General features: G+C 35.1%; 9 protein-coding genes. 6 read left to right on the top strand and 3 right to left on the bottom strand.

Features of this window, described 5'->3' with window-relative positions:
• Positions 1-218 precede the first annotated feature (218 nt).
• The gene (locus tag G4D61_RS07725) at positions 219-902 is read left to right on the top strand and encodes a response regulator transcription factor (RefSeq protein WP_025729303.1); all 684 of its coding nucleotides are present in this window, start codon (positions 219-221) and stop codon (positions 900-902) included.
• Entirely contained in the window at positions 899-2,308 is a 1,410-nt protein-coding gene (locus G4D61_RS07720) for a HAMP domain-containing sensor histidine kinase (protein WP_025729305.1), read from the top strand. Before G4D61_RS07725 ends, G4D61_RS07720 begins: the two co-directional genes overlap by 4 nt.
• On the opposite strand, the gene G4D61_RS07715 is transcribed toward G4D61_RS07720, so the two are convergent.
• Entirely contained in the window at positions 2,305-2,772 is a 468-nt protein-coding gene (locus G4D61_RS07715) for an Hsp20/alpha crystallin family protein (protein ID WP_025729307.1), read from the bottom strand. The genes G4D61_RS07720 and G4D61_RS07715 overlap by 4 nt on opposite strands.
• 375 nt (positions 2,773-3,147) lie before the next feature.
• Between G4D61_RS07715 and sucA the strand changes: the two genes are divergently transcribed.
• Both sucA and odhB read left to right on the top strand, forming a co-directional pair.
• On the top strand, positions 3,148-5,997 hold the full coding sequence (sucA, locus tag G4D61_RS07710) for a 2-oxoglutarate dehydrogenase E1 component (protein ID WP_025729309.1): 2,850 nt from the start codon (positions 3,148-3,150) through the stop codon (positions 5,995-5,997).
• Positions 5,998-6,104: 107 nt separating this feature from the next.
• Positions 6,105-7,343: a 2-oxoglutarate dehydrogenase complex dihydrolipoyllysine-residue succinyltransferase gene (gene odhB, locus G4D61_RS07705; protein ID WP_025729311.1), complete on the top strand. Its 1,239-nt coding sequence runs from the start codon at positions 6,105-6,107 to the stop codon at positions 7,341-7,343.
• 339 nt (positions 7,344-7,682) lie between these two features.
• Here the strand turns inward: odhB and G4D61_RS07700 are convergent, their stop codons facing one another.
• Positions 7,683-9,167 carry an aldehyde dehydrogenase family protein gene (locus tag G4D61_RS07700; protein ID WP_025729313.1) on the bottom strand — a complete coding sequence of 495 codons (1,485 nt, stop codon included), beginning with the start codon at positions 9,165-9,167 and terminating at the stop codon, positions 7,683-7,685.
• Positions 9,168-9,539: 372 nt separating this feature from the next.
• On the opposite strand from G4D61_RS07700, the gene G4D61_RS07695 reads away from it, so the two are divergent.
• Entirely contained in the window at positions 9,540-10,034 is a 495-nt protein-coding gene (locus G4D61_RS07695; protein WP_025729315.1) for a Rok-like winged helix domain-containing protein, read from the top strand.
• Positions 10,035-10,322: 288 nt separating this feature from the next.
• Positions 10,323-11,966, top strand: coding sequence for an APC family permease (locus G4D61_RS07690; protein ID WP_025729317.1), 1,644 nt, complete (start codon positions 10,323-10,325; stop codon positions 11,964-11,966).
• Positions 11,967-12,362: 396 nt separating this feature from the next.
• Here the strand turns inward: G4D61_RS07690 and yidC are convergent, their stop codons facing one another.
• On the bottom strand, positions 12,363-13,148 hold the full coding sequence (gene yidC / locus G4D61_RS07685) for a membrane protein insertase YidC (protein ID WP_035355738.1): 786 nt from the start codon (positions 13,146-13,148) through the stop codon (positions 12,363-12,365).
• Positions 13,149-13,154: the final 6 nt, after the last annotated feature.

The following is a 13,154-nucleotide window of genomic DNA, read 5'->3' as shown; positions in this document are numbered from 1 at the left end:
AAAAAGTTAAAGCATTTATTTAGTCTTAAAAGAAGAAGTTGAAATTTGTATAAAAGGTTTTATTAAGATAAAAATGAAAGAAGTTTATTTGTTCTCTCACTGTCAATGTTACATTATATTCAATATCAATTTCTTTTCATCAGCTAAGTATGTGTATAATATTTATAAGGAAAGATAAAAAGAAATGATATTTTCATTAAGTTGAAAAGGGGATTGAAATGAAGAGAATTCTCTTAGTTGAAGATGAGAAAAATTTAGCCCGTTTTATTGAGCTTGAATTGCATCATGAAGGATATGAAATTAAAGTAGCATATGACGGAAGAGACGGCCTCCAATACGCTTTAGATGAAAACTGGGATGTTATTTTATTAGATCTAATGTTACCTAAATTAAACGGATTAGAAGTATGCCGACGAATTAGGCAGGAGAAAGATACTCCAATTATTATGATCACTGCTCGTGATAGTATAATGGATAGAGTTTCAGGCTTAGATCACGGAGCAGATGATTATATCGTAAAACCGTTTGCTATCGAAGAATTATTAGCTAGATTAAGAGCAATTTTTAGAAGAATGGAGCTACAAGGTTCAAAAGCTACTCCGTTAACCACTTATACCTTTCGGGATTTAGTTGTTGAAAAAGAAAGTAGAATGGTTAAAAAAGGAGATCAAGTGATTGAGCTAACGAAACGCGAATACGATTTATTACTGACATTACTTGAAAATAAAAATATCGTGATGACGCGGGATGCATTACTTAATAAAGTTTGGGGATATGAATCCGAAGTAGAGACGAATGTCGTCGATGTATACATACGATATTTACGCAATAAAGTGGACACAGAAAATGAAGATAGCTATATTCAAACGGTGAGAGGAACAGGATATGTGATGCGTGAATGAAACGGATCAAACCATGGTTACAAAAAGGTTCATTAAAAGTTAAATGGTCTGTCGGTGCCAGTATCGCGATTTTTCTTACTTTTTTAATCTTTGGTTTTCTACAATATACATTAATTAGCAGATGGTTGCTTCATGAAGAAGCAAGCAGTGTTGCTCAAGTATTAGACGATTTGGACTCAAGGGTACAGAATATGGATGATTTATTGTCAAATCGTTTACTTTTTCAGCAAGTATTAGAAAAAGATCAATCCATTCGAATATTAGATAAGTCGGGAAAATCAGTACTTGTCGTTCGAAGTGAACATTCCTCCAATGCGAAAGTTCCATTTGTTCCTGTCCATAGTAAAGTAGTAAGTCTTATGGAAACAAAAAACGAAAAAATACTAATTGGACGTACGAGTTTCCACTCACAATCGTTTAATGGATATATTGAAGTAATTTATCCGTTGTACCGCTATGAAAGATTAATGCGAAATGTTTTATTTGTGATGCTAGTTGCTGGTGGCATAGGGCTACTATTAAGTGCTCTTTTAGGGTTCATCATGGCAAAAAACTTTTTAAAACCATTACAGAAGCTTGCTTCGACAATGCAAAGTATTCGTAAAAAAGGTTTTCAAGAAAGAATGGAGCCCAGTCAATCAAAGGATGAAATGGGCGAATTAACAAATATTTTCAACGAAATGATGGATCAAATCGAGCGATCATTTAATCAGCAAAAACGTTTCGTAGAGGATGCTTCCCACGAGTTAAGAACTCCAGTCCAAGTTATGGAAGGACATTTAAATTTACTTAATCGTTGGGGGAAAAATGACCCTGTTGTTCTGGAAGAATCATTGCAAGCTTCACTTCAAGAATTAAGCAGAATGAAAAAACTAGTTGAGGAGTTGCTTGATTTGTCCAGGGCCGAAGAAATGAAAATCATGAAAAATGATACTGGAACAGATTTAATCCATGTTGTTGAAAGAATCATTAGAAACTTCAAAATGATACACGAACACTTTGATTTTCATTTTAAATATGAAAAAAAAGAAGACTATCTTGTACAAATTAGCGAAAACCATCTTGAACAAATTTTAATCATTATTGTGGATAATGCAATTAAGTATTCTGATCAAATTACAAAAGTTGATATTCGTTTAGAAAAAGATGCCAATGATGCAGCACTTATCATTAAAGATTATGGAATTGGCATTCCAGAAGTTGATTTACCACACATTTTTCATCGCTTTTATCGAGTTGATAAAGCACGTAGCAGAGAAAAAGGTGGAAATGGATTAGGATTGGCAATTGCGAAGCAATTAGTGGAAGGATATGGAGGAACGATCCACGCTTCTAGTAAGGTTGGAGAAGGAACTGAAATAACCATTAAGCTGCCATTATATAAAAGTGGACTAATTAAAAATTAGTATAAAATATTTATTTCGGTTAATTGTGTCTCTTTATTTTTAATTAAACGGATCTCTAGAATGCCATTACGGTATTGTGCGGTCGTTCCTTTTCTTTTAACAAGAGCTGGTAAGGCAATCGTTTGTTTGTCACCAGCTTCAGGAATATTTTCTAAAATGGCTTGATGAGAGGTATGGAAAATTTTAACTCTTTCAAGCCATTCTTTTTGTTCTACTGTTAATTGAATAAAAATAAAATCTAATGTTTCAAATATATTTATTTTAACCTTTTTCTCGTTTACTGATGAGGCTGATGAAGCATTGTCTTGATCTGATGCACCGTTTTGGTTAAACATTTCTTGCCAATTATCAGGCATAGCTTGGGAAAAAGCTTGGTTCATGTATTTAGATAAATTTGGGACATCCATGTTTTGCAATAATTGACTCATATCTTGTTTAAACGGAAACATATTCCATGGAAACATGATGGATGTGCTCCTTTCATTAAAAAAGGGAAAAAGATTATAAAATATCTTATGTTTCAAAGAAGAAATGTGTTAAATATGAAAAATAATAGCGAGTTTTAGAGACAGAATATTCAAAATAAATTAGAAAGGGTATTCAAGCAGAAAATTTTATCAATTTCCAACCTTAAGATGAGTGAATAAGTGCTCATCTATTTTTTAAAAAATTGTGCTTTTTAACTTTAACTATTCACTTTACAGTGATAAAATGTGTTTGTAAGCGTTATAGCTTATAAAAATTCTTTATCATTACATAATTTACAATTTTCCTTTTCTATTTAAAACTGTATTGGATCATGGAAAATTAATAGGCTTAAGTGCTGGAGGTTTTTCAAAATGACAGAACAAACACCAAAGGGATTTTGGGAAAGTTTTTCTGGACCAAATCTAGGATACGTAATGGAAATGTATGAACAGTATTTAGAAAATCCTGATAGTGTTGCTGAGGAGATGAAAGAACTTTTTATACAATGGGGTGCTCCGATATTACCTGAGACAGGTAAGACAACACATGGTCAGGCAGATATTTCATTCCAATTACCGACTAACCCAAATTTATTCAGTAAAATTGTTGCAGCAGTAAAACTAGCTGATAATATTCGAACATTTGGACACTTAGCTGCAGACATTAATCCACTTCACGAGGCGAATAAGGAAATTAGACAAATGCAATTAAATGAGTTTGACTTGACTGTTGAAGATTTAAAGTCGGTTCCAGCTTCGTTTATTTGCCCTGATGCTCCTTCAAAAGTGAAAAATGGATATGACGCGATTGAGTATTTAAAAGAAGTGTATACGAAAAAAGTTGCTTTTGAATTTGATCACATTCATGATCTTGAAGAGAAACATTGGATTCAAAGAAAGATTGAGTCTGGAGAATTTTACGTTGAGCTAACAGCAGAACAAAAGAAGAATATTTTGCGCCGTCTTACACAAGTTGAAGGATTTGAAAAATTTATTCATAGAACTTTTGTTGGACAAAAAAGATTTTCCATTGAAGGTTTAGATGCTCTAGTTCCAACATTAGAACAAATGATCATTGCTTCAGTAAAATCAGGCGTAAAAACAGTTAATATCGGGATGGCTCACCGTGGCCGTTTAAACGTTTTGGCACATATTCTTGAAAAGCCTTACGAGTTAATTTTTGCTGAATTTAAACATGCATCAAGCGCAGATTTAATTCCATCTGAAGGTTCTATTGGCATTACTTACGGTTGGACAGGGGATGTGAAATATCACTTAGGTGCGGACCGTAAAGAAAAAAATGGCAGTCCAATGAGTGCTCGTATTGTTTTAGCGAATAACCCAAGTCACTTGGAAGTTGCAAATCCAGTTGTTGAAGGATATACAAGGGCAGCTCAAGATGATCGCTCAACAAGTGGTTATCCAGCACATGACCCTTCTCGTTCATTTGCGATTCTTGTTCATGGAGATGCAGCTTTTGCTGGTCAAGGGATTGTCGCTGAAACATTAAACATGAGTAGATTAAATGGATATGAAACCGGCGGAACTATTCATATTATTGCAAATAATAATATCGGTTTCACGACGGAAACATATGATTCCCGTTCAACAAAATATGCATCTGACCCAGCGAAAGGTTATGAGGTCCCTGTTATTCATGTAAATGCTGATGATCCTGAGGCATGTGTTCAAACAGCACTTTTCGCCTATGAATATCGCGAAAAATTCAAGAAAGACATTGTCATTGACTTAGTAGGTTATCGCCGTTTTGGTCACAATGAAATGGATGAGCCGATGACTACAAATCCAATGATGTATAAACTAGTGCATCAACATCCAACAGTACGTGTTATTTACGGGGAAAAATTAGCAAACGAAGGTCTCTTGCCGCAAGAAGAAGTACAAAACTTAGACAAGGAAGTACAAAACCAATTACAGGCAGCTTATGATAAAGTTCCGAGTGCAGAAGAACATCCAGATACGAAAATGACACCGCCTGAAATTGTTGTAAAAGGTTTTGAGCGTTATCAAACAGCTGTCGCTGAAAACGAATTAAAGCTCCTTAACTCTGAGTTGCTTCAATGGCCAAATGAGTTTCATGTATTTAAAAAATTGGAAAGAATTTTGCGAAGAAGAGAACGAGTTTTTGATGGTGAAGGAAAAATCGATTGGGCACATGCAGAAGCATTAGCTTTTGCTTCAATCCTTAAAGATGGAACACCAATCCGTTTTACAGGGCAAGATACACAACGTGGTACTTTTGCACAACGTAATCTAGTTCTGCATGATGATCAAACAGGTGCTGAATATATCCCTCATCATCATCTATCAGATGTTCATGCATCGTTTGCGATCTATAATAGTCCACTGACTGAAGCAGGTGTTGTCGGCTATGAATATGGTTACAATGTATTTTCTCCGGAAACATTGGTAATATGGGAGGCACAATTCGGGGACTTTGCGAATATGGCTCAAGTTATGTTTGATCAGTTTATCTCTTCTGGTAGAGCAAAATGGGGACAAAAATCTGGACTTGTAATGTTACTGCCACATGGCTATGAGGGACAGGGCCCTGAACATTCAAGTGCGAGAATGGAACGTTTCTTGCAACTTGCGGCTGAAAATAACTGGACAGTGGCAAATCTGTCAACTGCTGGACAATACTTCCACATTTTAAGAAGACAAGCGCAATTTTTAAGTAAAGAAGAAGTTCGTCCGTTAGTATTAATGACGCCGAAAAGCTTATTGCGTCATCCGCTTGCATCTGTTGATGCATCAGCTTTGACGAATGGAAAATTCAATACGGTTCTTGAACAACCTGGACTTGGGGAACAACAGGACAGGGTTGAAAGAATTATTTTATGTAGTGGTAAGGTTGCGATTGACTTAGAAGAAAAATTGAAAGAGTACAATGATTTAAGTTGGTTGCATATTTTGAGATTGGAACAAGTTTATCCATTCCCAGAAGAGAAGGTTCAAGCAATCTTTGCAAGATATTCAAATTTAAAAGAAATCGTATGGCTACAAGAAGAACCTAAAAATATGGCTTCTTGGACATTTGTTGCCCCATATTTACGCAAGTTAGCACCTAAAGGGGCTGAAGTAAAATATGTTGGTAGACCAAGACGCTCAAGCCCATCTGAAGGGGATCCAGTTGTTCATAAATTTGAACAAAATAGAATTTTAACAGAGGCTTTAGTACAAACCATTTTAAAAATGTAGTTCGTTAGAGCAGAGAAAACTCTGCTTTAACGAATAATTGTTATCAAATGGCATGTATTTAATCAATATAGAAAAATATGAATCAATAGGACAGGGAGGACATCGTTGTGGCTGAAATTAAAGTACCAGAATTGGCGGAATCAATAACAGAAGGAACGATTGCTCAGTGGTTAAAACAACCAGGAGATCATATAGCAAAAGGGGAATATATTGTTGAGTTAGAAACAGATAAAGTAAATGTTGAAGTGATTTCTGAAGAAGAAGGCGTTATCCAAGAATTTAAGTTTGAAGAGGGAGATACTGTACAAGTTGGTGATGTTATTGCTGTTGTTGGAGAAGGTGGATCTTCCAGCGCCCAGCAAGAAAAAAATGAAGCCCCAAGTGAAACACAGGAAGCAAAAGCACCTGTGCAACCACAAGAAACAATCTCTGAAGGAGATAAGAAAGATAGACCGATTGCGTCACCTGCTGCTCGAAAACTTGCTCGTGAAAAAGGAATTGATTTATCTCAAGTACCGACTGTCGATCCGTTAGGACGAGTTCGTAAACAGGATGTTGAACATTTTGAAAATCAACCTAAACAACAAGCACCAGCACCATCAAAAGCAAAAGCTCCTGTAGCTTCAACAGCAGCAGAAAGCGGAAAACCAGTTGAAAGAATTCCAATGTCACGTAAACGTCAAACAATCGCTAAGAGACTTGTAGAAGTAACTCAAACAACAGCTATGTTAACGACATTTAATGAAATTGACATGACTGCGGTTATGAACCTTAGAAAACGTAAAAAAGATCAATTTGTAAAAGACCATGATGTTCGTCTTGGATTTATGTCATTCTTTACTAAAGCCGTTGTTGCTGGATTGAAAAAATATCCTTATGTAAATGCGGAAATTCAAGGAAATGAACTTCTATTGAAAAAATTCTATGATATTGGTGTGGCTGTTTCAACAGAGGATGGATTAGTAGTACCTGTTGTTCGCGACTGTGATAGAAAGAACTTTGCAGAAATTGAAAGCGACATTGCTGAACTCGCAGTTAAAGCACGTGATAAAAAACTAGCATTGAGCGATTTACAAGGTGGTACGTTTACAATTACAAATGGCGGTGTATTTGGTTCTCTATTCTCAACACCGATTATTAACGGCTCACAAGTTGGTATTCTTGGTATGCATTCAATCAAGAAAAGACCAATAGCGGTTGATGATGAACGAATTGAAATTCGTCCAATGATGTATGTAGCTTTATCATATGATCATAGAGTAATTGATGGAAAAGATGCAGTAGGATTTCTAAAAACAGTGAAAGATTTAATTGAAAATCCTGAAGACTTATTATTAGAAAGCTAATAGTTTCTAATGAAATAATATAAAAAGCATCGGCATATCGCCGATGTTTTTTATTTATGAAATCATTAAAAGAGGCTGAGACAAAAGGATATTAACAAAAGAAAACTCGAATATTGCCTTTAATCCCCGTTCCGGAAATATACGGAGGCTGATGAGCCCTTCTCATGCTAATGCACTGCAGGATCCCACCTATGTCTATACGTAATTTCCGAAGCTGATTTGTACAATGTTCGTCTTTCACTAACCACTTTTGAGTTTTTCCCAGCCTCAAGCAAGAAAACTAAAAACAACAGTTAATGGCAAAGCAACACATGTTGGGAAATAAGGGAAGCTACTTAATTAATGCGTAGCAACCCAAACACTTTTTACTTCTGTATAATTATTTAATGCATATGATCCCATTTCACGACCAATACCAGATTGCTTATATCCGCCAAATGGCGAAGCTGCATCAAACACATTATAACAGTTGATCCATACTGTACCTGCACGAAGACGATTTGCAATATAGTGGGCATTGGCTACATTTTCTGTCCAAAGGCCTGCAGCTAGTCCGTATTCACTAGCATTTGCTCTTGCAATTACTTCATCTAAATCTTCATATGGTAAAGCAGCAATTACAGGACCAAAAATTTCTTCTTTCGCAATTGTCATATTATCACTAACATCTGCAAAAATTGTAGGTTCAACAAAATAGCCGCTTTCACGGGACTTTTTACCTCCCGCAACCACTTCTGCACCTTCTTCAATACCTTTTTCAATATAATTTAATACTCTTGATTGCTGTTCGTTAGAAACGAGTGGTCCCATTTCTATATCTTGATTGAGTCCGAAGCCTTGTTTAATTGTTTTTGCATGACTTGCCATATCACTAACAACACGATCAAAATGTTTTTTCTGAATGAAAACACGAGAGCCAGCGCAACAAACTTGTCCTTGATTAAACATAACTCCATTTAACGCTCCAGGAATGGCTTTTGTAAGATCAGCATCCGGTAAAATAATATTAGGAGATTTACCACCAAGTTCAAGTGTGACTCTTTTTAGACCTTTTGCAGCATTCGCCATAATCATTTTGCCAACTTCAGTAGAGCCAGTAAAGGCAATTTTGTTAACAAGCGGGTGGTCTACTAATGCAGAACCAGCAGTTTCTCCAAATCCTGGAACAATATTAACAACACCAGGTGGAAAACCAGCTTCATCAATTAATTCAGCTAAATAAAGTGCAGATAAAGGTGTTTGTTCTGCTGGTTTTAAAATAATTGTACATCCTGTTGCAAGTGCCGCACCTATTTTCCACATTGCCATTAGCAAAGGGAAATTCCAAGGAATAATTTGGCCAACAACACCAACAGGCTCATGGCGTGTATAGTTAAAATATGGCCCATTTACAGGAATGGTTTGCCCAGTTATTTTTGTTGTCCAACCAGCATAATATCTTATATGTTCAATCGATAGAGGAATATCTGCATTAGAGGTTTCGCGAATTGGTTTCCCATTATCGAGGGTTTCAAGCTGTGCTAGTGCTTCTTGATGTTCTTCCATTAAATCAGCTAGTTTATACATTAATCTGCTTCTACTTGCCGGCGTCATAGTTGACCATGGACCTTCATCAAAAGCTTTTCTAGCAGCTTTTACAGCAAGATCAATATCTTCTTTATCTGCTTCAAAAACTGTAGCTAAAGTTTCACCAGTAGCAGGGTTTGGTGTGTCAAAAGTTTTTCCGGAACGACTTTCTACGAATTCTCCGTTTATATAAAGTTTCTTTGTTCCCTTTAAAAACTTCTCTACTTTTTCGTTTACAGTAATGCTGATTTGATCCAAAGCAATCCCTCCAATAATAAAGTATAATAGTAGCTTGATGACGCTTACATATCATAGTCTACTGAAAAAAGTTCACAAATTCAACAATAATATTTCGAATTTTTAAAACATATTAACTGTTTTTTCGATTCCCATCGACAAAATCGCAAATGTTTATATTTAAAATATCAATATGAAAAAATATAAATGTAGTGCTATATACTACATACAAAGCAGTCGGGTAGTGGCAGTGGATAGGGTTGGAATGCATGTTTATGCAAAAAAGGATAATTTTCAAAAAAAAATAATTTTTTTATCTTTTTATTTGTCTGCTATCATATTATAATAATTCTATATATAGATCTATTAATGATAGAGCGAGGGGGATAACTTTTGGTAATTGATGAGAGAATTGCGTTAAAAATTAGACTAGAGCAGTTAGAGAGTGCAGAGATTAGGATTTTAAAAGAATTTCGTGAAGAGCGAGAAAATATTTTCAAAAGATTAAGGGAATTAGATGAAAAACAGTTGGACTTGACGAATAATAGTATATCAACGAGCCAACAAAAGGAATACATAAGTTTTAATCCTCTCTCATCGTCTTCAGCAGTAAACGATTTAGATCAATTTTTACAAAAGGATAAGAAAATGCGAAGATCGCGTCCTTCACGAAGAAGCAAATCAAGTAAAATGAGGGAAGCCGCGATTCATATATTACAAGATAAACATGAACCAATTAGAGGTTCTGAATTACAACGCTTGATCGAAAAAGAAACTGGTTTTAAAATTGCAAATATGACATCTTTTATGAAAACTGTTGAAAAGGCAGACTCAAGAATCAAAAAGCCTGAACGTGGACTATATTTTTTTCAACCTATTGATCTTTAATAAATATATATTTTTTGAGCAGCTTCCTATATATTATAGGGAGTTTATTTTTTTACTATTTCGAAATATTTTTAAATAAAACGCTTACATTATTGCTTTCTTTAATATAATTTATCAAATAAGAAAAAGTTAAGCAATAAAAATATAGTAAAATAATAAAAAAATATAATATGTGATAATTTCTTACATATTTTTGTGATTTTATATATACATAATATTGATTTTTTACTAATTTATAATTATAATCAAAATTGTAATAAAATTATGATTATTAGGAGATGATGTTTCTTGCAACAGGGTAAATTCAAGAAGAAATTAAACCTACTTGATTTGACAATGCTCGGCATTGGTTCCATTATAGGTTCCGGCTGGCTTTATGCATCATTAAGAGGTGCAAACTATGCTGGTTCACTTGCATGGCTACCATGGGTTATTGGAGCAGTCGCTGTTATTTTAATTGGGCTAGTATATGGAGAGCTCGGTGCAGCACTTCCGAGGGCAGGGGGATTTGTTAAGTACCCAGATTATTCTCATGGGTCAGTTGTCGGTTTTATGATTGGATTTATTTCAATGCTCGCATATTCTAGCACTGCTGGTGTTGAGGTAGAAGCTGTTCGACAATATGCTACATATTGGTGGCCGGCATTAACAGATAAATCTGGAGCGCCGACAGCAATTGGATTTATTATTCAAATAGGTTTACTAGTCGTCTTTTTCTTATTAAATTATTGGAGTGTTAATATTTTTAGCAAAATCAATACGATCGTTACAATTTTTAAGTTTATTGTACCTACAGTTACGATTATTGCACTTTTTATGTTTTTCCATCCGGGAAATTTTCATGTTGGGCATGCTGCTCCAGGGGGAGTATCCGGAGTATTTCAAGCTGTAGCTAATGCAGGTATTGTTTTTGCCTTTCTAGGCTTCAGGCAAGCAATTGACTTTGCTGGAGAAGCAAAAAATCCAAAAAGGGATGTTCCTCTAGCAATCATTTTAGCAGTTTGTGCTGGTCTTATTGTTTATATTTTATTACAAATTGCTTTTCTAGGTGCCGTACCAGCAGATCATTTATTACACGGTTGGGCAACTCTTCAATTCGATTCACCATTTGCCAATTTAGCCGCAGCAGTCGGGCTTTCATGGTTAACAGGACTTATTTTATTCGATGCAGTCATTTCACCAGCGGGTACAGGAAATATTTATCTTTCTGGTACAACACGTGTTATATTTGCTTGGGCACAAAATGGTTACTTTTATTCAATTTTCAGGAAAGTGGATCCAAGAACAGGTGTTCCGCGTGGAGCAATGTGGGTAACACTAATTTTAGGAATTTTATGGACGCTCCCAGGACAATTTCAAGCTTGGAGTGGTTTAATTTCAGCTGTAACATCCGCAACTGTTTTAACTTATATGGTAGGACCTGTATCAGCTATTGCTTTTAGAAAACAATTGCCGAACATGGAGCGACCATTCAGGCTGCCGGGTATGTCAATTATTGCACCGCTTGCGTTTATATCAGCTACATTAATCACGTATTGGAGCGGTTGGACAGTTGATTCATTATTAGTCGGACTCACAATTGCATCATTAATTCTCTATTTTGCATTTGTCGATAAGGATCCTGAATTTGGTAAAGGTAAAATAAGTATTAAAGAAGATTTTAAATCGAGCATTTGGCTTCTTGTCTACTTTGTATTTTTACTAGTATTCTCATATTTAGGTACATTTAAAGGCTCGGACACAGGCGTTGGATTTTTAGGAATTAAAGGTGGAATTGGAGTAATACCAGCACCATGGGATACAATATGTGTAGCTGTATTATCATTAATTCCTTTCTATATTGGTGCCAATACAGGGTTAAAGAATCCAAGAGTTCGTGATGAAAATGAATCTGAGGACGAGGAAACAGCAAATGTGCATAGTGCAATCTGAATTATTCGAATTTTCATTTAAAACAAAAAAATAAAAAGAGGTTCTCCGTATAGGAGGACCTCTTTTTATTGAAATCTATGTTGAACGAGCGCTGAGAGATCACATCGACAATTAATAAGCTGTTGTAGGTCACTAAATTGGTTGAAGTTGAAAAGCAGTAATTCTAATAGGGGACCCTTCAGGTGTGAAGCGCCGAAATCAACTCCACCTTTTTAAAGTAAACCCTTAAGGTTGTATAGGTTCAGCTGATGAAAGATAAAATTTGCACTGCTTTCATAACGTATCTCTCAAATTGCTCGCAATATAGCTAGAATAATAAAAAAGCTCGATACAATACAAGTAAAGAGAGATATCTCCTGTATGTATTGCATTGAGCTTTCTTAAATGTTTCTGAAATTATGATTTAGAAGTTTTCTTTTCAACTTCTGCTTTATTTTGATAGATTTTTTTCGCCAATAAGGTTTGTCCGATTAAGAATAGACCACCAACTGTCCAATATAGAGGTAAAACCGCTGGCGCAGAAAATGAAACAAATAATATCATAATTGGAGAAACTAAAGTCATGAACTTCATTTGTTTCTTTTGTGCTTCAGGCATGCCGATTAAGGAAATTTGTGATTGAAGTAAGTAAATAATTCCGGCGATAATTGCCATTGGTATATCAGCATGACCAAGATTAAACCATAGAAATGAGTGAGAAGCAATTTCTTTTGTACCGCGAATTGCATAGTAGAAACCCATCAATATTGGCATTTGAATGACAATTGGGAGACATCCCATATTTAATGGATTAACACCATGTTTTTGATAAAGTCCCATTATCTCTTGTTGTAATTTAGCTTGTTCTTCTTTTGTCTTTGCATTTTTAATTTGCTTTTGAATTTTATCCATTTCTGGTTTTAATACATCCATTTTCACTTTCATTTCTTGCTGGTTCTTATAAGTTTTTAATGTCAAAGGCATTAAAATTAAACGGATGATTAATGTTACTACAACAATAGCAATACCGTAATCTCCATTAAAAAGATTAGCTGTTGCTTTAATAATCATAACGAATGGACTAACAAAATAATGGTGTAAAAAACTATTGTGAATTGAATGAGTTGTTGTTGCTCCAGAACAAGCGCTCAAAACGGCAAGTAATCCGAGCATAATAAACGATAAACTAAAAATTCTTTTCATCAAATA

The sequence above is a fragment of the Heyndrickxia ginsengihumi genome, from assembly GCF_011008565.1.
Classification (GTDB): domain Bacteria; phylum Bacillota; class Bacilli; order Bacillales; family Bacillaceae_C; genus Weizmannia; species Weizmannia ginsengihumi.
This window is presented reverse-complemented; position numbering and strand designations above follow the sequence as displayed.